The organism is Maribacter spongiicola (assembly GCF_004364165.1).
GTDB classification, from domain to species: domain Bacteria; phylum Bacteroidota; class Bacteroidia; order Flavobacteriales; family Flavobacteriaceae; genus Maribacter; species Maribacter spongiicola.
Map to the genome: position 1 here is coordinate 85,360 of NZ_SOAY01000010.1, position 20,607 is coordinate 105,966.

Here is a 20,607-nt window from a genome sequence, read left to right on the forward strand (position 1 = left end):
TAGTTCTAAAGCAACTTTAATGCTTCTCCTTCAAATGACAAACCTTCAAAACCCGTTTCTATAAAGTTTCTAATATTCTGATGCGAAGTGCCTTTTAAGTCAAGCAAAACCTCATCAAAATAGTACTGACCAAAACAAGCCAACGTTTCTTCTTTTGAAAGTCCTTCTTTAATAGCAAATGAGAATAGCTTACAAGACCCGGAATTTTGACCAACTTCATTACTTACATTACCGTTAGTATATGCCGTTGGTGTAAAACTATATTTAGAATCAATCGCAACCATGGTGTCAGAAAAATTTATTTCTTTCGGTGTGGTCTTCAGTTTATTCTTGAACTCTGCTAATGTCATCGTTACTGGTTTTGGACTTAAATATGGTTATTTCTTAAATATTGATATTCAAATATAACGAAACCCTATTTTTTACTTCTACTTTACCTTTATTCAAATTTTGAGATATAGGCAACATACTAGAAATGCCTAATGCGTACCTATTATAATTAGCTTCTACACCAAAACGGGCAAAATACACTTCGCCACCTGTATCTGGCACAGTAAGACTAAACTCTTGATTTTTTTCAAAAATCTCTCCTCCCAAACCTATTTGCGGTGTAAGCGACACTGACGGAGAAAGGTAATAAGTCTTATAAGTGTTCAACGCCACATTCCATTGATTACCGAACAAGTAGTTTTTGCTATTCTCTGTCTTTATGGTATAATTCAATAAGGCAGATAAACCCCAATTTCTATGGGTGATCCCATAATTCGCCGCTAAAATATAATCCCAACTGCCAGTACCTAATTGAAAACTTGGGTTGACACTGCCTTCAATATTCGCAGCATCAAAACTACCGGTGGGCATTTTTACACCACCACCAATTTGTAAGGCGTGTTGTGGTTTAATGGAAATTACACTATCAGGGGTTTGGCGCAGTACATTGTAATATGCCAAAACTGTGGCATCTCCAATACCATTTATAGTCTGCTCTGTATTATCGGCAAATGTTCTGTTATGCGAATGATACGGAAGCAAGGCATTTACCAAAAAGCGATTTCCGATAGGAAATTTTCCCCACGCCTGTACGGTGTTAAAGTTTTCATTTATCCATGGGGAATTATCAAAAATACCATCGCGAGAACGGTACTTCTGACCAATATATCTAAGCCCTACAAAGTTATTATTCAATCCGGTTCCAAAACCCATACTTCCTCCATTGCCACCACACCCACAGGTATCGCAGAAATATTCATATGCGGTATTTTTCCAGATACACTCGGTTGTTTCTTCTGGAAAATCGTTTGCTTGGGCAGTAAAAAATCCGCCAAGCATCAATATTATTATAATCTTGTTCATATTTTAATATTCTGAAAATCGTTCGTCATTTATAAAAGTGTCATCCGTCAAAATTTCAAAAAAGGCTAATAATCCCTCTTTTTCTTCGTCGTTTAAGGCAATTCCTAATCCGTCTTCGGTTTGCAAAGAATCATCTAACGTTTCTGATGCAATCATACCATTGGTGTAGAAATTTAATACAGATTCTAAACTACCGAACCTGCCATCATGCATGTAGGGCGCGGTCAATGATACGTTTCTTAAACTAGGTACTTTAAATTTATAGTTGTCACTATCGCTACCGCTTACCTCTGCTCTACCAATATCATTTAATTGTGGATTGGGCGGTAAACCATTGTTTCTAAAACTGCCATCTGTAAATAAATCTGTAGCGTGGCATGAAGCACACTTTTGCTGAAAAACCGATAAACCATAGGCTTCAGTTTCTGTCAATTGACCCCCTTCTTCATTGCGAACATACTTATCGTATTTACTATTTGAAGAAATCATCATAACCATAAACTGAGATATCGCTTTTAAAAAATTCTCTGCATTTACACCGCCTTCTTCAAAAGACATCTCAAATTCTTTTTGATACTCGGCATCGGCTATGAGTTTGTTGATGACACCGGTCATGGTTTCACCCATCTCCACTTCATTAGTGATAGGAATTATTGGAAAGAGGTCTAAATGAGATGTAGCACCATCCCAAGCAAATTCAGTAAAGAATGCCATATTAGATATGGTAGGCGTATTTCTTGTACCCTCCAAATCATTTACACCGTGACTAAATTGATGTCCGTGATGCGTAAAAGCAGAACTCTGCTCGTGACAAAAGCCGCAAGAGATAAATCCGGATGAGGATAGTTTACCATCATAGAATAATTTCTTACCCAGCTCAAAACCCAATTGTGTTGGCGGATTTGCTTCTATATCGTACGCCAACTCAGGAAAATTTTCAGGAACGTCTACCGTTAAAAAAGTATTCTCAATAGCTACATAAGCATCATCTTCGTTGCAAGACACCAAAAACACGGACAGTAATACCCAAAATAGATATTTCATCTGTTATAGTTTTAAAATAGGGTCGCCCAAAAAGAGCGACCCTGATTAATTTAGTGTGAATGTTCTGAACCGTTATGTACATGGTCTACAGAGAACATACTTGCTGTGTTCAAGGCAACTTTTGGAGACTTTTCTTCGCTCACCATTATAACCGACTGCTCAGTCAAAGACAATTTATTCTCTCCGTCTAAAATGGCATTGGCATCTGCTACCAAATGAATTATAGGTGACATTTCATCGCTTACCAAAGCATCTGTACCCAAACTCAAGGTTACTTCTTTGTAGTTATCTAAGCTAGAACCGTGGCTTCCCATGTGTACTTTAAAGTCTGTTGCTTCTGTTACTGTTTCTGAAGTAAAAGTGCCTTCAAAATTTAAAAACTTGTAGCCCGCTTGCCATGACCACATCATATTGGTCTCTTCTGCTACGGTTAAAAAATCGCCCTGACCTTCTGCACCTTGAAGATATTTTTCTTGGTCTACGCCTATACCAAAAGTTACAGATACATACGTGCCTGCTGGTATATTCTCTAGCACTACCTCTGTACTACCTGTTTCTTCACTTGTAACAAAATAGCTGTCATCTTTATCATAAGTAAATACTTCACCTGCATCATTGGTTAAACTGAAGTTACTTACAATGTAATTTAACCTGGTAATGGTTAAAGTTTCGTTTTGCGAGTTGGTATAACTAGAAGTTGCCAATAGTAAATCGTCTGATCCTACACTATTATCGAACTCTAGGGTTACACTGTTTTCTCCCATTAGTTCTGTACTACCATCATCATCATCGCTACTGCAGCTAGCGAATACGCTTAATATTAGAGTCACTGTAAATATTTTATATATAGATTTCATATGTTGATGTATTAATTATTGGATATAGTTCGTGAAGCTATACCTCTGGTTTTACCAAAAGTATTACCACGCACTACACCTTAGTTTATGTAATGGTTTTACCTAATGACAATTTCTTAGGCATGATTTAAAATAAATGATTGTGTACACGACTACAGATTTTGTGTCGCGGTAAAATGTACAATAGCATATACCTTTTCAAAAAAGGCATACGTATGCTAAGTTGTATTTAAGATAAGAAGTTAGGCGGATGAAAAACAGCCGATATAAACTGTTGTTCGTTTAAACTTGGATGTATTGAAACCACTTTTGTTTCAACTATTGTATTTTGAAAATTACAATCGAGAATACTTACAAAACCAATAGGATATTCACGAAGGTCAGCAGAAGGAATGTCTTGATGATCTTCTTGTTGCTGCTTTTTTATCATTTGTGACAGGTAGCATTTACCATCACAATTAAGCATCGGTTTATCTTTATTGATACACAAAACCTCAGCAATGTAATCTTGATTAATTACATACTCCAATACAGGCAACACCGGTTTTACCATCGCTGTGAGGTATAACAATATAAATGTATATGTGAGAATTTTTTTCATTAATCGGCACGAAGATAATTCTGATTTTGAAATATTCTTAAACATTTCTTCAAATTAACACTTGAGTTATAGGAATATGAAACTGTTGTAGAATTTTAGAAGTTTCTACTTATTACCCCCAACAACAATTACAATTTCCCCTTTTGGTGGTTTCTCGGTAAAGTGTTTTAAAACTTCCTCTGCAGTTCCACGGACTGTTTCTTCGTAGAGTTTGGTCAGTTCCCTTGAAACGGAAATAGGTCTTTCTGCCCCAAAATATTCCACAAAATTGCCCAAGGTCTTTAGTAACTTATGTGGAGATTCATAAAAGATAATGGTACGTGGTTCTTCTGCCAACAATTTTAATCGTGTCTGTCTTCCTTTCTTGACAGGTAAAAATCCCTCAAAAACAAACTTGTCATTAGGCAAGCCACTATTGACCAATGCCGGTACAAATGCTGTTGCCCCTGGTAAGCATTCGACCTCAATACCCGCTTCTACACAGGCACGAGTTAAAAGAAAACCTGGGTCAGAAATTGCTGGTGTACCTGCATCTGAAATCAAGGCGATATTCTCACCTCCTTTTAGCTTTCCTACTAAATAGTCTACCATATTATGCTCGTTGTGCATATGGTGACTTTTCATCTGCGTGCCAATCTCGAAATGATGCAATAATTTTCCACTAGTACGTGTGTCTTCAGCAAGTATTAAATCAACCTCTTTAAGAATACGAATGGCCCTTAAGGTCATATCCTCCAAATTTCCAATCGGTGTAGGTACTAAATAAAGCTTTCCCATGTGTTTTAAAGTAAAAAACCTCAAGGCAGGCTCTCGAGGGATTGATTTGAAAATTTAATTTAGATTATGACGCAAACGTAAGTGTATTTAAATCTCTATTATCGCGTAAATGACCCAATACAGGTGCTGGGTTTTTGATACAAATCTTATATTATTTAGGAGAATCTACGAGATACCAATTCAATGAATCTTTCTTCATATGGTTCTTTACCTGCCCAATTATTATAATCTGGCTTTACCATATTTTTTATAAATGAAATCGAGCGTTCTTCGGTATCAATAGTATTTAACTGAGATAGCACACGGTTGTAATCTTCCATGTTATCATTGAACAAATGTTTTACAAATGCCAAGCGATCGTTCAAATCTACTTTTACATTACTTTTTGCTAAACGGTCATTTAATGATTTTGGCGATGCATCGGTCTGTTTTAGGTCTTCTTTTGAAGGCATAAAAAGCTCCTTATCATTTTTCATTAGATTCGGTGTTGACATAAATTCTGCCAATACATCTTCTAATTGATTATTATCTGGCATTTCAGAAACAAATCCTTTTATAGTTTCCATCCCAGGGTACTTGATAATATCCTCTTCATGCGGATTGCTCTCTGGCACGCCTGTATTTCCTTTCATTACGGCATTCGCCATTTCTTCAAATTTTGCCGCAATAGCATTTTTAGAAACATCAACTTGCATATCATTGAGTTCTACTTCAATAAACTTAAGCACAGCGAGTTTTTCGTAAAGGTTTTTAGAAACCTCATACAATTTTGTTACATCATCTAAATTATCAGCAGTCAAAATTTCTGTAGATAACTTTCTCAATTCCAGTTTCAACTTATTTTTCATCTCACAATTTTTATGGTAAAGACCTAAATAGCGGGTTTTTTAAATACCTTTATCATTCTTAAATAATAAACGAAAAACCGATTATTTTCGTCTAAAATTACAAAATGTTTCTTGAAAACACAGTTAATCCTAAAGAACAATTCGGCTGGATAGAAGTCATTGCCGGGTCTATGTTTTCTGGAAAGACAGAAGAATTGATCCGTAGACTCAAAAGAGCGCAGTTCGCCAAATTAAAGGTGGAGATTTTTAAACCTATGGTAGATACCCGTTATGATGATGAAATGGTGGTATCGCATGATGCCAACGAAATTCGTTCTACGCCAGTACCCGCAGCTGCCAATATTCGTATTCTTGCAGATACCTGCGATGTTATCGGTATTGATGAAGCCCAATTTTTTGACGATGAAATAGTTACCGTTTGTAATGACCTAGCAAACAAAGGTGTTAGAGTTATAATTGCCGGACTAGATATGGACTTTAAAGGAAAACCCTTCGGACCAATGCCTGCTCTTATGGCTACAGCAGAATATGTTACCAAAGTACACGCCATTTGCACACGCACAGGCAACTTGGCAAATTATAGTTTTAGGAAATCAAATAACGATAAATTGGTCATGTTGGGCGAAGTAAATGAATATGAACCCTTAAGTAGAGGTGCATATTATAAAGCCATGCTTAAAGAACAAGTGAAAACGATGGATGTAAAATCTGAGGAAATCAACACCCTCAAAAAGAAGCAAAATGGCTAAGGCAGAGGAGACCGTTTTAGAAATTGACCTAAAGGCTCTTGGTCATAACTACTCTTATTTGCGCTCTAAAATAAAACCCGAAACAAAATTTATGGCGGTGGTAAAGGCGTATGCCTATGGTAGTGATGCCGTCGCTATTGCCATATACCTTCAAAATTTAGGTATCGACTATTTCGCCGTGGCTTATGTAAATGAAGGCATAACACTTAGAGAAGGTGGTATTAGCGCTCCTATTTTAGTGCTTCACCCTCAGAAAACTCATTTTAAAACGCTCATTGAAAATAATCTTGAGCCAAGCATATATTCCAAAACCATTTTATCGGATTTCATTTCAACAGCCAAAGAACTAGGTAAGACAGATTATCCTATTCATTTAAAATTTAATACGGGACTTAATAGATTAGGAATTTCTGCGGATGAATTGCCTGAAATATCTACTATTATTAATCAACAAAAAGTAGTTCAGGTAATTGCGCTGTTATCACATTTGGCCGCCACAGAAGATGCTAATGAAACCGACTTCACCAACCTTCAATTATCTCGGTTTGATGCTATTTGCAAAAAGGCAGATACACTTTTTAAAACCAAGACTTTAAAGCATGTGCTCAATACCTCGGGTATTATAAACTACCCACATGCACAATATGATATGGTTAGAAGCGGCATAGGACTTTACGGTTATGGTAACGAACCACATATAGATGCAGAATTGCAACCTATAATGACCTTAAAAACAATCATTTCTCAAAAACATACTATACCTACAGGTGAATCTGTTGGCTACAATCGGAAATACAAAGCTGATCACAAAACCGTGACAGCTACATTGCCTTTAGGTCATGCAGATGGTATTGGTAGAGAATATGGTCATGGAAAAACATATGTTAGTATACACGGAAAACTAGCTCCAATTATTGGAAATGTCTGTATGGATATGATTATGGTCGATGTCACCAACATTGAATGTGAAGAAGGTGATGAAGTTGAAATTTTTGGAAAAAACCTGTCAGCAAATGAATTTGCAGAAACTGCCCAAACCATAACCTATGAAATACTTACGGGACTTTCCCAACGCATTAAGCGAATTATTAAAAATTGATTTCTTAACATTTTATTAAGGAATCGTTTTTTTTAGTAAATTGCGTTACTTTTTAAATTTAACCATTAATAAAAAATTAAGAACACATGTTAAAAGAATTCAAGAATTTTATTTTGACGGGTAACGTCATCGATTTTGCTGTAGCAGTTATTTTAGCTGGAGCAGTAGGATTAGTAGTAAACGGATTTGTTGCTGATATCATCATGCCAATCGTAGGTCACTTCGCAGGTGGAGTTGATTTCGCTGATTTGAAAATCGTATTAGATGAAGCTGTTGTTGGTGCTGATGGCGTAATTGCTAAGCCAGAAAATGCTATCCGTTGGGGTGCATGGGTAAATGCTATCGTTAACCTTCTTATTGTTGGATTCGTAATGTTTATCATTGTTAAAGCTTATAACAAAACTAAAACTCCTCCAGCTCCAGCTGCACCAGCAGGACCAACTGCAGAAGAGTTATTAGCAGAAATAAGAGATGCTTTAAAAAAGTAATCTAAAATACTCCCTATTATAATAGGGTACCGTTGCACTGCAACTTACATTAATTAAAACCGTCAACTTTGTTACGCTAACATTGTTGACGGTTCTTTTTTATAGCACACTTTCCAAATTACTCCTAAATAAACAATTGTTATAATTTAAACAATTTGTTATATTTTGATTATTCTTTTCTTTTTTACTTGCGCAAGTACCAGTATTACTTATTTTTGCCGTTTAATATAATTGTTTTACAAATGAAAGTAGCTGTAATTGGTGCCACAGGCATGGTTGGCGAAGTAATGTTGAAAGTATTGGCAGAACGTAATTTTCCGTTAACGGAGTTATTATTAGTTGCCTCTGAACGATCCGTAGGTAAAAAAATGACCTATAAAGGAAAAGAACATACAATTATAGGCTTGGCAGATGCTGTAGCCGCAAGACCGAATATTGCCATATTCTCTGCAGGTGGTGACACCTCTTTAGAATGGGCTCCGAAATTTGCAGAAGTTGGTACTAGCGTAGTGGACAACTCATCTGCCTGGAGAATGGATCCGACCAAAAAACTGATTGTTCCTGAGATCAATGCTCGCGAGCTTACTGCTGAAGATAAAATTATAGCAAACCCTAATTGCTCTACTATTCAGTTAGTAATGGCATTATACCCATTACACAAGAAATACAAAATGAAACGTGTTGTTGTTTCTACCTATCAGTCGGTTTCCGGTACCGGGGTAAAAGCAGTTAAGCAACTAGAAAATGAAATTGCAGGTGTACAAGGCGAAATGGCATACCCTTACCCAATCGGTAGAAACGCATTACCACATTGCGATGTTTTCATGGAAAATGGATACACTAAAGAAGAAATGAAATTGGCGCGCGAACCGCAGAAAATTCTAGATGACCGTACATTTTCTATTAGCGCTACTGCGGTTCGTATACCTACTGCTGGCGGACATTCAGAATCTGTAAACGTAGAGTTCGAAAATGATTTTGAGCTAAATGAAGTCCGTCGTCTCTTAAATGAAATGCCAGGTGTAACTGTTCAAGATAATCCTGATACGAATACCTACCCAATGCCAATATATGCTCATGATAAAGATGAGGTTTTTGTTGGTCGTATACGTAGAGATGAAACGCAAAGAAATACATTAAATATGTGGATTGTTGCCGATAACCTTAGAAAAGGTGCAGCAACAAACGCTGTTCAAATTTCAGAATACCTAGTAGAAAAAGGCCTAGTTTAATTTATACCCTTTACAACGTTAAAACCTTCAAAACTTAACTGTTTTGAAGGTTTTTTTATGGTAATTTAGTGCAAACTGAACTACTCATGAAAAAAGTAATACCTGCGCTACTTGCCTTTGCGCTCATTTCTTCCTGTAAAAACGAATCTAAACCTGAACCCATTATTGTGAATTATCCTGTTACCGCAAAAGTTGATACTGTAGATACTTATTTTGGCACCGAAGTTAAAGACCCTTATCGTTGGTTAGAAGATGATAGAAGCCCAGAGACCGAAGCTTGGGTTAAAGAACAAAATAAAACTACATTCGGTTATTTAGAACATATTCCTTTTAGAAATGACTTAAAAAATCGTCTTGAAAAACTATGGAATTATGAGAAACTAGGGTCGCCTTTTAAAAAAGGTGATTATACCTATTTCATGAAAAATGACGGACTCCAAAACCAATATGTTGTTTATAGAGCTAAAGCCGATGAAAAGCCTGAGGTATTTTTAGACCCAAACACCTTTTCAGAAGATGGTACTACATCTTTGGCTAACTTAAGCTTCACCAAAGATGGCTCACTGGCAGCTTACCTAATTTCTGAAGGTGGTAGCGATTGGCGAAAAGCGATTATTCTAAATACTGAAACTAAAGAGATTGTCGAAGACACTTTAATTGATATTAAATTCAGCGGACTCTCTTGGAAAGGCAATGAAGGTTTTTACTATTCTAGTTATGACAAACCAAAAGGTAGTGAGCTATCGGCTAAAACCGACCAACATAAAGTATACTATCATAAATTGGGTACGCCACAAAAAGAAGACGAGCTTATATTTGGTGGTACTTCTCTAGAAAAGCATCGCTATATTGGGGCGAATGTTACCGAAGACAACAAGTATCTATTAATAAGTGCTTCTGTTTCTACTTCTGGTAACAAATTGTTTATTCAAAATTTAGAAGACCCAAACGGATTACTTATCCCCATGGTCGAAGACACCGATTCTGATAACTATGTTATTGATAATATCGGTTCTAAGCTGTATATCGTTACCAATAGAAATGCACCTAACAAGAAAATAGTTACGGTTGACGCTGCTAATCCTGAAGCAAAAAATTGGATCGATTTTATTCCGGAAACAGAAAATGTATTAAGCCCCAATACAGGTGGCGGTTATTTCTTTACCGAGTACATGGTAGATGCATTTCGAAAGTGAATCAATATGATTACAATGGTAAACTGATCCGCGAAGTAGAATTACCAGGTATTGGATCCGTTGGCGGATTTGGCGGAGAGAAAGAGGATAAAGAATTGTATTTCTCTTTTACCAATTACAACACTCCCAGTTCTACCTATAAATTTGACCCCGCAACCGGTGAATATGAATTATACTGGAAACCAGAAATAGATTTCAACCCAGCAGATTATACTTCTGAGCAAGTTTTCTATGCCTCCAAAGATGGTGCTAAGGTGCCTATGATTATTACTTATAAAAAGGGAACAGAATTGAATGGTAAAAATCCAACAATTCTTTACGCCTATGGCGGATTCAACGTGAGTTTAACTCCGTCATTCAGTATCGGTAATGCCGTTTGGATGGAACAAGGCGGAATTTATGCTGTTTCCAATCTTCGTGGTGGTGGCGAATATGGTAAAAAATGGCATGATGCGGGTATCAAAACTAAAAAGCAAAATGTATTCGATGATTTTATTGCTGCTGCAGAATATTTAGTGGATAATAAATATACATCGAAAGAATACTTAGCTATTCGCGGAGGTTCTAATGGCGGATTGCTAGTTGGAGCCACAATGACACAAAGACCAGATTTAATGCAAGTAGCATTGCCTGCTGTTGGAGTTATGGATATGTTGCGCTATCATACATTTACGGCTGGCGCAGGATGGGCTTATGATTACGGTACTGCAGAAGATAGCGATGAAATGTTTCAGTACTTAAAAGGTTATTCGCCAGTGCATAATGTAAAAGCGGGTACAGCTTACCCTGCTACTTTGGTTACCACCGGTGATCATGACGACAGAGTAGTACCGGCACATAGTTTTAAGTTTGCCGCAGAACTTCAAAAAAAGCAAGCGGGCACAAACCCGACTTTAATCCGTATTGAAACCAATGCCGGTCATGGTGCAGGTACTCCTGTGAGTAAAACTATAGAGCAATATGCAGATATTTTTGGCTTTACGCTCTATAATATGGGCTATACCGAACTGCCTAATAAAAGTGTTTTAAAAGAATTTAAGGAGTAATTTATACCATAAATCAATAAATTATTGAAAAATCCGTTTCACTTTGGAACGGATTTTTCAATTTTGCATTCCTAAGAATAAAAGCATGTTACGAGTAGAGAATCTATCATTTTCATATGATAAACTTCCAGTTTTAGAGTCCATTAATTTACGTATTCAACGTGGAGAACATGTTGCTATCATTGGTGAAAGTGGCTGTGGTAAAAGTACATTGTTAAAACTCATGTATGGGTTAATGGATTTGGAGCAAGGTGAAATTTTCTGGGAAGACGAGCAAATTTTGGGTCCGGCGTATAACTTGGTTCCTGGTGCTCCTTTTATGAAATACCTTTCTCAAGATTTTGATCTGATGCCGTTCATTACCGTTTCTGAAAATATTAGCCAGTATCTCTCTGTTTTTTATCCAGAAGAATTAAAAGAAAGAACACAAGAGCTATTAGAAATGATAGAGATGACCGAGTTTGCCGATAAAAAGGTTAAAACCTTAAGCGGCGGTCAGCAACAACGTGTTGCCTTGGCTAGAGTTTTGGCACAAAAGCCCGAAGTCTTACTTTTAGACGAACCCTTTGGTCATATAGATAATTTCCTAAAAAATAGCTTACGTCGTAATATTTTCAATTACCTAAAAGAGAATCTTATTACCACCATTGTTGCGACCCATGATGTAAATGATGTTTTACCATTTGCCGATCGTGCAGTCGTTTTGCGTGATAAGGAAATAATTGCAAGGGCAAGACCAATGGAACTTTATAAGAACCCAAAAAGTTTATATGTGGCATCCCTTTTTGGCGAGGCGAGCATGATTTCAATCGATGTGCTTAAAACCTATGCGAATACCAAAAGAAAAATTATTGTCTACGCACATGAGTTTCGAGTTTCGCCTTCATCAGGATTTCATGTTATTGTAGAAAAAGCATACCCAATGGGCGCCTATTACTTAACCGAAAGTAAAAGCGATGATGATGAAACCATTTTCTTCAACGCAGATAAATTATACCCGAAAGGGAAAGAATTGTTTTTAAATGTTGCCATTGAAACTATCAATCAGCGCATACAAGAAGCTGCTGCTAATTAATTTAAAAACATGTTGTGAACCAAGAACAGATTCTTACCGAGTTACAATTTAAAGCCATTAGAAGTAGTGGTCCTGGTGGTCAGCATGCTAATAAAGTTTCTTCTAAAGTCGAACTGTCTTTCCATATTGAAGCTTCCGCGGGACTAACAGAACGCCAAAAGAAAAGAGTTCTTCTAAAGCTAGGCAACAAACTAAGTAAAGAAGGCTTACTGATTTTACAATGCGATGAATCTCGTAGTCAACACAAAAACAAAGAATTGGTTATTAAACGATTCTTGAAACTTCTAGAAAAATCTTTAGTAGTACCCAAGGCTAGAAAGAAAAGTAGACCTACTAGATCATCTATTGAAAAAAGGTTGAAGGGCAAGAAAATTGCCTCCCTCAAAAAGCAGAATCGCTGTAAGCCAGATTATTAAATTTCTTGTTTTTTATGCGAAAATAGTATAGAATACAAACACGGTTATCGCTCCTGTAAGACCAAGAACTCCCGTACCTAAACCAAAAAGGCGATACCCAGTTTTTACGTTCATGCCGCTCATTTGTGTTACCACCCAAAAGAAACTATCATTGGCATGAGAGATTAGCGCAGAACCTGCCCCAATAACTACTACGACTAAAGCTTTCTGTATTTCGGTATCAAAACCTAAAGATGACATCATAGGCATGATTATCGATGCTGTTGTTACCAATGCCACCGTAGAAGAACCTTGTGCCGTTTTTAAAGCCGCTGCTAAAACAAAAGGCAAAAAAATACCCATATTATAATCCGTCAAAGTTTGCCCTAGAATTTCTGCAATACCCGAGTTCTGTAATATTTTACCAAAAATTCCACCAGCTCCTGTTATCAATAATATAGAAGCTGCATCTTTAATTGCCTTACCTACCCAACCTGCCGATGAGAGCATATCATAATTCAATTTTTTAGGTAAGAGCAGACATAACAATACGCCAATTAAAAGTGATATTACAGGCTCCCCAATAAAATTAATAAAATCTAATAGCCTGTTTTCGTGTCCAATATCCATAGAGTTTAAAACCGATTTCAAAACAATTAGAAAAATAGGAACTAGAATTGGTATGGACGCTTTTAAGGCACTAGGCGAATTTTTAATCTCTTGTTCTGCTTCTAGTGCATCTTCAACATCAGGTTCTATCATCGTTTGGGATGCATATTTCTTGGCGAATATGATTCCGACAATCAAAGCCACGATACTTGTTGGAAATCCGAAAGCGATGACCAAACCTAAATCTGCCCCAAGAATACCTGCTGCTGCAATAGGACCAGGAGTTGGTGGCACCATCGTATGGGATGCCATTAAGCCCAAACCCAATGCTATTGCAGGACCAGCAATTGATATTTTGGCTTTTTTAGAAAGACTTTTGTTTAATGGATGTAACAACATAAAACCACTATCTGCAAAGACAGGAATAGACACTATATAACCGATAATACCCATTGCTGTTGTCACCCGTTTCTTCCCTATTACACCCAACACTTTCTCTGCAATGGCAAATGCGCCACCGGTATGTTCTAAAAACGCACCAATGATGACTCCGAGAACTATAATCAACCCTATTTTACCTAGTGTACCGCCAAAACCATCATTGATAGATACAATAATATCGGCATAAGGCATACCTGCAAAAATTCCGTATAAAATTGAAATAATGAATAGGGCAAGAAACGCGTGTATCTTTAGTTTTGTTGTCAGTATAATTATGGCAATGACTGCGATGAGTAAGTAGAATATTTCCATAATTGATTTTTATTGTTGTCTAGAGTGCACCATAAATACTCAAAAATCGTCAAGGAAACAAATTAATTAAATGCAATGAAACACTATCCAATACTATCTATAATTAGCTCCTTTCCGTTAAAACTAAAAACATCTCCTACTTTCTTACCAAAGACAAGCTTACCTATAGGCGTTGCCGCAGAAATACAGTAGACGGACTTAGGCTTACTTTTAAACTCCCCTGCTGAAATGGCTATGTAATACACAAATGAGTCTGTAACGACCAAACTACCTAAACCTACAGTTGAGGCATTTCTGTCTTTTGGCACTTTTAAAAGTAATTGTTGCGTTTTTTCCAATTCTGCCAGCTGCTGACCTAGCTTTTCACGTTCTAACTGAATCATAGCACGACCGGTTTCATGCTTATCGCCAGCACTACTCTTCGTTTCTGAGGTAAGTGCCGACTCCAACTCTTTAATTTGATTCTGTATTCTTGTCAACCTATCGTTAACGAAATGCACGCAGAAGTCGTAAGCGTCCTTTTTTAAAATCTCAAGTGATTCAGTTTCCTTCAATGTGATACAAATCTGCCAGTTTATAAATCAAGTAATTTACGATTTGATTATCACTTTCACCACCACTTATCATCTTTTGAATCTCTATTTCATTTTCAGCTTTAAAATACTTCAAATCTCCAGAGCGATTATCACTAAATATATTCCAAGATTTTAATCCGCTTAACATTGCTTTATGTGCTTCGTAACGGTTTGTAATTGCTTGAACCCTTTTCTTATCTACCTTTTCTACTGACTCACTATCGTTTAGTATCTTATAATCTGCCGTAATTTGGGCATCTGCTTTTTCTGCTTCGGTAATGATCTTAAAATAAGCTCTAGATACTAAAGATTCGTATTTAGAGTAGAATCCTGATTCCATAGTATCATCTGCCAATGCAACTTCTTCATCCGTACTGGCATATAAATCTTCTTTGGTATACGAGTTATCGGCAATAAGTGATTGTTTCCAAGCTTCACTTTTTATATGCTCTTTCCATACCCTAGCATATTCTCGCTGGTAATGGGTTTTTGTCAATCCGCAGCTATTTAGACACACTATTGCTATAACGGCTAAAAATGTAGCCGAGGTAATTCTTCTAATCAATCTTTTCATATAGTATACTTGCTATTACAAACCATATTAAAAGTTTGCTGTTCTAAGGCAAACTAACAATCGCATAGGGGGTAATAGATAATCAAAGGGGATAGACAATTTATAAATAAAAATAAGAGTACACCCGCCTTTTTGATAAGATTTTAAAAAATGGGTTAAAAAGCTCTCGGTTTAACTAATTAATTGTGCCAGCTTTTTACCGATAGTACTGCCAATTGCAACACCCATACCACCTAAACGCACACCGCAAGCCACATTTTCACTAAGCTGCTTTACTATAGGTTTCTTTTGCTGACCTACCCCCATAATACCGCTCCAACTATAATCAATTTCAAAAGGTTGCTCTGGTAAAATAACAGTTTTCAAAAGTTCTTTAAGCTTATTACTTACTAGTGCAGTAGTACCAAATTCGGTAGTCTCTTCTGTTTTGAAATCTAAATTTCTACCACCGCCCAACAAAACTCGGTTATCAATATTTCTGAAATAATAATAGCCCTCTTCTAGATGAAAGGTTCCTTTAATATGTAAGTTTTTAATGGGTTTTGTAATCAACACCTGTGCTCGTGCAGGCTTTACATTTTCAGTAATCAATTGTGCTGCGAACCCATTTGTTGCTATTAATAATTTTTTAGTGGTAAATTCTAATTTAGTGGTTTTTATGGTTACCGTAGTACCCGAATCTTGAAAACCTTCTACCTGAGTATTATTTAAAATAGTGATGCCTTTTAGCTGAGCTAAATGCACTAAAGCATGCATCATTTTACCAGTATCAATTTGCCCTTCAAATATTTGAGAAATATAATTGTTGTTGATTCCGTTGAAATTAAAGCTATCCGGGGTAATCTTAAAAGCATCCGCTTTAAAAACAGAATGTAGTAACTCATTTACCGACTTTAATTCCTTAAGACAACGCTCGTACAACTCTAAATCCTTTTTTAAAAATAATTCGTGTCCGCCATTAATCTCATACCCAATTGCGGCATCACCTAAAAGATTGCGCAATGAATATATGCCGTCATATCGTTCTTGCACCAAGTTAATCACTTCTTGTTCTGAGTGTGTTTTTAAGTCGGATAAAATTTCAGAAATACTACCAAAACAGGCAAAACCTGCGTTTTTGGTACTGGCGCCTTGCGGAAGCTTCCCTTTTTCCAAAATAAGAATACGTGCTTTCGGATGTTTTCGCCTTAATTCTAAAGCACAATTTAAGCCTACAATACCACTACCGATAATAGTAAATTCGATATTTGAAAACCACGACGTACGTTCCCAATAACTAAGATTCATAATAGCATTTTGATTCGGACAAAAGATAGGCAAATCCATCTTGAAAAAAAGTATAAAAAAACTCCAACATTACTGTTGGAGTTTTTTTGATTAATCTTCTTTAGGCGGATTCATTTTCCAGTCGTTCATAAAGGCTGTTGTATAGTTACCAGCCAAATAATCTGGATGATCCATTAATTGCCTGTGAAAAGGAATTGTGGTCTTTATACCTTCAATTACAAACTCATCTAAAGCTCGCTTCATTTTATTGATAGCTTCTTCCCTCGTTTGGGCAGTAGTGATCAGCTTAGCGATCATTGAATCATAATTTGGAGGAATACTGTACCCACTATATACGTGAGTATCCATTCTTACCCCATGACCACCTGGTATATGCAAGGTTGTAATCTTACCCGGCGATGGTCTAAAGTTATTATACGGGTCTTCTGCATTAATTCTACACTCGATAGAATGTAATTTTGGAAGGTAATTTTTACCTGAAATCGGCACACCTGCAGCTACAAGAATTTGCTCACGAATTAAATCGTAATCAATAACCTGCTCTGTAATCGGGTGCTCTACTTGAATACGGGTATTCATTTCCATAAAATAGAATTTACGGTGCTTATCTACCAAAAATTCTATGGTACCTGCACCTTCGTACTTTATGTATTCTGCAGCTCTAACCGCAGCTTCACCCATTTGCTCTCTTAATTTATCTGTCATAAAAGGTGACGGAGTCTCTTCCGTTAACTTTTGGTGACGACGTTGTACAGAACAATCTCTTTCTGATAGATGACATGCTTTACCGAATTGATCACCAACAATTTGAATTTCAATATGTCTTGGCTCTTCGATCAACTTTTCCATATACATACCACCATTACCGAAAGCAGCAGTTGCTTCATTTACGGCGCTATCGAAAAGTTCTTCCATTTTATCTTCAGAGAAAACAGCGCGCATACCTTTACCACCACCTCCGGCAGTAGCCTTGATCATAACAGGGTAGCCCATTTTTTTCGCTACCTTTTTTGCATCTGCTACATCTTTCAAAAGGCCTTCTGAACCAGGCACACAAGGTACACCTGCTTCTTTCATTGTTTCTTTGGCCGTAGCCTTATCTCCCATTTTGTCTATTTGATCACCAGAGGCACCAATAAACTTTATATCATGTTCTGCACATATACGTGAGAACTTTGAGTTTTCCGAAAGAAAACCATAACCTGGGTGAATAGCGTCTGCATTGGTAATCTCTGCAGCCGCAATTATATTAGGGATCTTTAAATAGGATTCGCTACTAGCAGCAGGACCAATACATACGGCTTCATCTGCGAAACGCACATGTAAACTTTCTTCATCTGCCTTACTATATACAGCTACCGTTTTAATACCCATTTCTTTACAGGTACGGATAACACGCAAAGCGATTTCACCCCTATTGGCAATCAGTATTTTTTTAAACATCTTTTAAATTTTAAGTTCTAGGTTCGACAAGATTCTTACACATCATTATAAAATGACATCTAAAAACTACTACTCAAAATTTTGTTAAGATGGATCTACCAAGAATAATGGTTGATCAAACTCAACTGGCGACGAATCATCTACTAATATCTTAACGATAGTACCAGAAACTTCAGATTCGATATCGTTGAACAATTTCATTGCTTCAATAACGCAAAGTACATCACCTGTACCAATAGTTTGTCCTACCTCAACAAAAACAGGTTTGTCTGGAGAAGGCTTTCTGTAGAAAGTACCAATGATCGGAGACTTTATGGTGATGTATTTATCATCTTCAGCTTTTTTCTTCTCAGCATCGTTAGTACCCGCTGCAGCTATTTGAGGCTCTGCCTGTGCAGGAGCAGCAGCTTGCATAGCTGGTTGAGACATAGGCATCGTATGCACATATGTTGGCTCAGAATTTCCTGCTAAGCTTCCTGTGCGAATGGTAATCTTAATATCATCCGTTTCCAGTTTTACCTCGCTAGCACCAGATTTGGCCACAAACTTGATAAGGCTTTGAATTTCTTTAATATCCATATATTTCTAAGTTATAATTGGTCTTTGTTGTTAGTTAATAAGCCCATTTCAAGTAGATAGAACCCCATGTAAAGCCGCCACCAAAGGCTGCGAAGACTAAGTTATCTCCCTTTTTAAGCTGTTTTTCGTAATCAAATAATAATAATGGCAATGTTGCAGAGGTAGTATTACCGTAGCGTTGAATATTCATCAACACCTTTGATTCGCCTACACCCATTCTTTTGGCAGTGGCATCAATAATACGCTTATTTGCTTGATGTGGCACTAACCAGTCGACATCATTTTCAGTAAGTCCATTTCTTGCCATGATCTTAGCTGCGACTTCTGCCATATTAGAAACGGCAAATTTGAATACCGTTTTGCCTTCTTGAAAAATGTAATGTTTTTTATTGGTTACACTTTCTATAGTGGCCGGCATGATAGATCCGCCACCTTCCATTCCTAAAAACTGTCTTCCGCTACCATCTGCTCTCAAATACTCATCTTGTAGACCAAGACCTTCTGTATTCGGTTCAAAAAGAACTGCACCTGCACCATCTCCAAAAATAATACAAGTTGTACGATCGGTATAGTCAATAATAGATGACATTTTATCGGCACCTATTAATAATACTTTTTTATATCTGCCGGTTTCGATATGCCCAGCAACTGTTGACATGCCAAAAAGAAAACTTGAACATGCAGCCAATAAATCGTAAGCAAAAGCATTTACGGCACCAATTTCTGAAGCAACGAAAGCTGCCGTAGAAGCAACCATACTATCTGGTGTTGCAGTTGCGACTATTACAAGGTCTATTTCTGCTGCATCCAACCCCTTCTTCTGCATGAGGTCTTGTGCCGCTTTAATGGCTAAATACGACGTACCCTCTCCTTCTTCCTTCTTAAGCACCCTTCTTTCCTTAATACCAGTTCTAGTAGTGATCCACTCGTCATTGGTATCAACCAAATCTTCAAGCATTTTATTGGTCATTACAAACTGGGGAACATAGCCTCCTACCGCGGTTATAGCTGCTGTAATTTTGGTCATACTTTATTTGCTTTCTTGTAAAAAACTTAAAAAACCTGTCAAAAGTCATGAAAATTAGTGATTTTCAGCGACTTTTTTGGTAAAGTTATCGGGTTTTTGAAAAATTGCAATTGATAGCCGCACCACTATTGCCCCTTATATTATCTGAATAACAAGGTGCTAAAAAACAAATTGGGCTAAAAAAAACTCCCTACTTCAAATGAAGTGGGAGCTTAGTATAATTTAAAAAAGTCTTAAGCTTCTGCTTCTTCAGTTTTATCAACTAAAACTTGACCTCTATAATGTAATTTTCCTTCGTGCCAATGAGCTCTGTGAAATAGGTGAGTCTCGCCAGTTGTAGAATCTGTAGCCAAAGTAGGAGCTACTGCCTTATAATGTGTTCTTCTTTTGTCTCTCCTTGTTTTGGAAATTTTTCTCTTAGGATGTGCCATTTAAACCTTATTTATCCGTTAATAGTTTCTTTAATTCGTCCCAACGGGGATCGCTTTCTTTTTTGTCTAATCTTTTCTCTTTTGGTTGAAGCTCCTTTAACCTGTCTAACACTTCAGATTTTAAAGTGCCATCTTCAATACCAGGATGAATTCTTTTTTGCGGAACTGCCAATACTAGCATTTCATACACATACTGCGCAATGTTCAATTGGTGTTCGTTATGAGGAAGAATCAATATTTCATCATTTTCATCATTATACTCTTCACCAAACTTAACTATCAAATGCAAATCTCCGCTTATAGCTTGATCATACGGTTCGCTAGTTATGTCGCAATCAACATTCACTGTTCCTGATGCTTCCATGTCAACCTCCATCATTGTACTTGTTTTATGAAGTACTACATCTAAATTGATGTTGGTAGCATTGAATTCATCGTATCCAAAAGAATCAAAGAACGTATTTTCAATCTGGTAATTAAAGTTGTGTTTTCCTTGCTTCAATCCTGAGAAAGGAATATTGAACTCCTTTTGCTTCATCTCGTACACACTTAAATTAACACTAATCGCC

At 36.8% G+C, this 20,607-nt stretch carries 22 protein-coding genes and 1 pseudogene; 7 read left to right on the forward strand and 16 right to left on the reverse strand.

The genetic code is table 11. From position 1 onward, the window contains the following. Positions 1–5: 5 nt before the first annotated feature. From CLV90_RS01070 to CLV90_RS01100, 7 genes are all read right to left on the reverse strand, one after another. Positions 6–350, reverse strand: a complete 345-nt coding sequence (locus CLV90_RS01070) for a HopJ type III effector protein (RefSeq protein WP_133685677.1) — start codon at positions 348–350, stop codon at positions 6–8. Between the two features lie 34 nt (positions 351–384). Then, on the reverse strand, positions 385–1,353 hold the full coding sequence (locus tag CLV90_RS01075; protein WP_133685678.1) for a transporter family protein: 969 nt from the start codon (positions 1,351–1,353) through the stop codon (positions 385–387). Between the two features lie 3 nt (positions 1,354–1,356). Then, positions 1,357–2,397: a cytochrome-c peroxidase gene (locus tag CLV90_RS01080; RefSeq protein WP_133685679.1), complete on the reverse strand. Its 1,041-nt coding sequence runs from the start codon at positions 2,395–2,397 to the stop codon at positions 1,357–1,359. Between the two features lie 50 nt (positions 2,398–2,447). Then, positions 2,448–3,254 carry an MbnP family protein gene (locus CLV90_RS01085; RefSeq protein WP_133685680.1) on the reverse strand — a complete coding sequence of 269 codons (807 nt, stop codon included), beginning with the start codon at positions 3,252–3,254 and terminating at the stop codon, positions 2,448–2,450. 229 nt (positions 3,255–3,483) lie between these two features. Beyond that, on the reverse strand, positions 3,484–3,855 hold the full coding sequence (locus CLV90_RS01090; protein WP_133685681.1) for a hypothetical protein: 372 nt from the start codon (positions 3,853–3,855) through the stop codon (positions 3,484–3,486). Positions 3,856–3,960: 105 nt separating this feature from the next. Then, on the reverse strand, positions 3,961–4,632 hold the full coding sequence (gene rsmI / locus CLV90_RS01095) for a 16S rRNA (cytidine(1402)-2'-O)-methyltransferase (protein ID WP_133685682.1): 672 nt from the start codon (positions 4,630–4,632) through the stop codon (positions 3,961–3,963). A 155-nt stretch (positions 4,633–4,787) separates the two neighbouring features. Continuing rightward, on the reverse strand, positions 4,788–5,480 hold the full coding sequence (locus tag CLV90_RS01100) for a hypothetical protein (RefSeq protein WP_133685683.1): 693 nt from the start codon (positions 5,478–5,480) through the stop codon (positions 4,788–4,790). 104 nt (positions 5,481–5,584) lie between these two features. On the opposite strand from CLV90_RS01100, the gene CLV90_RS01105 reads away from it, so the two are divergent. From CLV90_RS01105 to arfB, 7 genes and pseudogenes are all read left to right on the forward strand, one after another. Further along, positions 5,585–6,229 carry a thymidine kinase gene (locus CLV90_RS01105; RefSeq protein ID WP_133685684.1) on the forward strand — a complete coding sequence of 215 codons (645 nt, stop codon included), beginning with the start codon at positions 5,585–5,587 and terminating at the stop codon, positions 6,227–6,229. Next, positions 6,222–7,328: an alanine racemase gene (alr, locus tag CLV90_RS01110; protein ID WP_133685685.1), complete on the forward strand. Its 1,107-nt coding sequence runs from the start codon at positions 6,222–6,224 to the stop codon at positions 7,326–7,328. Before CLV90_RS01105 ends, alr begins: the two co-directional genes overlap by 8 nt. A gap of 86 nt (positions 7,329–7,414) precedes the next feature. After that, a complete protein-coding gene (mscL, locus tag CLV90_RS01115) occupies positions 7,415–7,816 on the forward strand; it encodes a large conductance mechanosensitive channel protein MscL (RefSeq protein ID WP_133685686.1) in 402 nt (133 codons plus the stop codon). 242 nt (positions 7,817–8,058) lie between these two features. Beyond that, positions 8,059–9,048, forward strand: a complete 990-nt coding sequence (locus CLV90_RS01120) for an aspartate-semialdehyde dehydrogenase (RefSeq protein WP_133685687.1) — start codon at positions 8,059–8,061, stop codon at positions 9,046–9,048. A gap of 86 nt (positions 9,049–9,134) precedes the next feature. Continuing rightward, a pseudogene (locus CLV90_RS01125) lies at positions 9,135–11,290 on the forward strand (prolyl oligopeptidase family serine peptidase). An 85-nt stretch (positions 11,291–11,375) separates the two neighbouring features. Further along, positions 11,376–12,365 carry an ABC transporter ATP-binding protein gene (locus tag CLV90_RS01130; RefSeq protein ID WP_133685688.1) on the forward strand — a complete coding sequence of 330 codons (990 nt, stop codon included), beginning with the start codon at positions 11,376–11,378 and terminating at the stop codon, positions 12,363–12,365. Positions 12,366–12,379: 14 nt separating this feature from the next. Next, positions 12,380–12,781, forward strand: a complete 402-nt coding sequence (arfB, locus tag CLV90_RS01135; RefSeq protein WP_133685689.1) for an alternative ribosome rescue aminoacyl-tRNA hydrolase ArfB — start codon at positions 12,380–12,382, stop codon at positions 12,779–12,781. 12 nt (positions 12,782–12,793) lie between these two features. On the opposite strand, the gene CLV90_RS01140 is transcribed toward arfB, so the two are convergent. The 9 genes from CLV90_RS01140 to CLV90_RS01180 form a co-directional block, all read right to left on the reverse strand. Beyond that, positions 12,794–14,122 carry a GntP family permease gene (locus CLV90_RS01140; protein WP_133685690.1) on the reverse strand — a complete coding sequence of 443 codons (1,329 nt, stop codon included), beginning with the start codon at positions 14,120–14,122 and terminating at the stop codon, positions 12,794–12,796. Between the two features lie 83 nt (positions 14,123–14,205). Then, positions 14,206–14,676, reverse strand: coding sequence for a GreA/GreB family elongation factor (locus CLV90_RS01145; protein ID WP_133685691.1), 471 nt, complete (start codon positions 14,674–14,676; stop codon positions 14,206–14,208). Then, on the reverse strand, positions 14,663–15,271 hold the full coding sequence (locus CLV90_RS01150) for a hypothetical protein (protein WP_133685692.1): 609 nt from the start codon (positions 15,269–15,271) through the stop codon (positions 14,663–14,665). Before CLV90_RS01150 ends, CLV90_RS01145 begins: the two co-directional genes overlap by 14 nt. Positions 15,272–15,442: 171 nt before the next feature. After that, positions 15,443–16,558, reverse strand: coding sequence for an NAD(P)/FAD-dependent oxidoreductase (locus tag CLV90_RS01155; protein ID WP_133685693.1), 1,116 nt, complete (start codon positions 16,556–16,558; stop codon positions 15,443–15,445). A gap of 90 nt (positions 16,559–16,648) precedes the next feature. After that, positions 16,649–18,001 carry an acetyl-CoA carboxylase biotin carboxylase subunit gene (accC, locus tag CLV90_RS01160; protein ID WP_133685694.1) on the reverse strand — a complete coding sequence of 451 codons (1,353 nt, stop codon included), beginning with the start codon at positions 17,999–18,001 and terminating at the stop codon, positions 16,649–16,651. A gap of 84 nt (positions 18,002–18,085) precedes the next feature. After that, a complete protein-coding gene (accB, locus tag CLV90_RS01165) occupies positions 18,086–18,580 on the reverse strand; it encodes an acetyl-CoA carboxylase biotin carboxyl carrier protein (RefSeq protein ID WP_133685695.1) in 495 nt (164 codons plus the stop codon). A 34-nt stretch (positions 18,581–18,614) separates the two neighbouring features. Continuing rightward, positions 18,615–19,607 (reverse strand): beta-ketoacyl-ACP synthase III, encoded by a 993-nt coding sequence (locus CLV90_RS01170; RefSeq protein ID WP_133685696.1) that lies wholly within the window; start codon positions 19,605–19,607, stop codon positions 18,615–18,617. 233 nt (positions 19,608–19,840) lie between these two features. Continuing rightward, the gene (gene rpmF / locus CLV90_RS01175; protein ID WP_027065618.1) at positions 19,841–20,038 is read right to left on the reverse strand and encodes a 50S ribosomal protein L32; all 198 of its coding nucleotides are present in this window, start codon (positions 20,036–20,038) and stop codon (positions 19,841–19,843) included. Positions 20,039–20,045: 7 nt separating this feature from the next. After that, positions 20,046–20,576 (reverse strand): YceD family protein, encoded by a 531-nt coding sequence (locus CLV90_RS01180; protein WP_133685697.1) that lies wholly within the window; start codon positions 20,574–20,576, stop codon positions 20,046–20,048. Positions 20,577–20,607: the final 31 nt, after the last annotated feature.

What these genes read in the sequence shown, in the direction of transcription:
- CLV90_RS01100 (WP_133685683.1), bottom strand. Translation starts at nt 5,480, where the DNA reads ATGAAAAATAAGTTGAAACTGGAATTGAGAAAGTTATCTACAGAAATT.
- CLV90_RS01130 (WP_133685688.1), top strand. Translation starts at nt 11,376, where the DNA reads ATGTTACGAGTAGAGAATCTATCATTTTCATATGATAAACTTCCAGTT.
- accC (WP_133685694.1), bottom strand. Translation starts at nt 18,001, where the DNA reads ATGTTTAAAAAAATACTGATTGCCAATAGGGGTGAAATCGCTTTGCGT.
- CLV90_RS01150 (WP_133685692.1), bottom strand. Translation starts at nt 15,271, where the DNA reads ATGAAAAGATTGATTAGAAGAATTACCTCGGCTACATTTTTAGCCGTT.
- CLV90_RS01090 (WP_133685681.1), bottom strand. Translation starts at nt 3,855, where the DNA reads ATGAAAAAAATTCTCACATATACATTTATATTGTTATACCTCACAGCG.
- CLV90_RS01075 (WP_133685678.1), bottom strand. Translation starts at nt 1,353, where the DNA reads ATGAACAAGATTATAATAATATTGATGCTTGGCGGATTTTTTACTGCC.
- CLV90_RS01080 (WP_133685679.1), bottom strand. Translation starts at nt 2,397, where the DNA reads ATGAAATATCTATTTTGGGTATTACTGTCCGTGTTTTTGGTGTCTTGC.
- CLV90_RS01120 (WP_133685687.1), top strand. Translation starts at nt 8,059, where the DNA reads ATGAAAGTAGCTGTAATTGGTGCCACAGGCATGGTTGGCGAAGTAATG.
- rpmF (WP_027065618.1), bottom strand. Translation starts at nt 20,038, where the DNA reads ATGGCACATCCTAAGAGAAAAATTTCCAAAACAAGGAGAGACAAAAGA.
- mscL (WP_133685686.1), top strand. Translation starts at nt 7,415, where the DNA reads ATGTTAAAAGAATTCAAGAATTTTATTTTGACGGGTAACGTCATCGAT.
- CLV90_RS01140 (WP_133685690.1), bottom strand. Translation starts at nt 14,122, where the DNA reads ATGGAAATATTCTACTTACTCATCGCAGTCATTGCCATAATTATACTG.
- accB (WP_133685695.1), bottom strand. Translation starts at nt 18,580, where the DNA reads ATGGATATTAAAGAAATTCAAAGCCTTATCAAGTTTGTGGCCAAATCT.
- CLV90_RS01105 (WP_133685684.1), top strand. Translation starts at nt 5,585, where the DNA reads ATGTTTCTTGAAAACACAGTTAATCCTAAAGAACAATTCGGCTGGATA.
- CLV90_RS01155 (WP_133685693.1), bottom strand. Translation starts at nt 16,558, where the DNA reads ATGAATCTTAGTTATTGGGAACGTACGTCGTGGTTTTCAAATATCGAA.
- rsmI (WP_133685682.1), bottom strand. Translation starts at nt 4,632, where the DNA reads ATGGGAAAGCTTTATTTAGTACCTACACCGATTGGAAATTTGGAGGAT.
- CLV90_RS01170 (WP_133685696.1), bottom strand. Translation starts at nt 19,607, where the DNA reads ATGACCAAAATTACAGCAGCTATAACCGCGGTAGGAGGCTATGTTCCC.
- CLV90_RS01085 (WP_133685680.1), bottom strand. Translation starts at nt 3,254, where the DNA reads ATGAAATCTATATATAAAATATTTACAGTGACTCTAATATTAAGCGTA.
- alr (WP_133685685.1), top strand. Translation starts at nt 6,222, where the DNA reads ATGGCTAAGGCAGAGGAGACCGTTTTAGAAATTGACCTAAAGGCTCTT.
- CLV90_RS01180 (WP_133685697.1), bottom strand. Translation starts at nt 20,576, where the DNA reads ATGAAGCAAAAGGAGTTCAATATTCCTTTCTCAGGATTGAAGCAAGGA.
- CLV90_RS01070 (WP_133685677.1), bottom strand. Translation starts at nt 350, where the DNA reads ATGACATTAGCAGAGTTCAAGAATAAACTGAAGACCACACCGAAAGAA.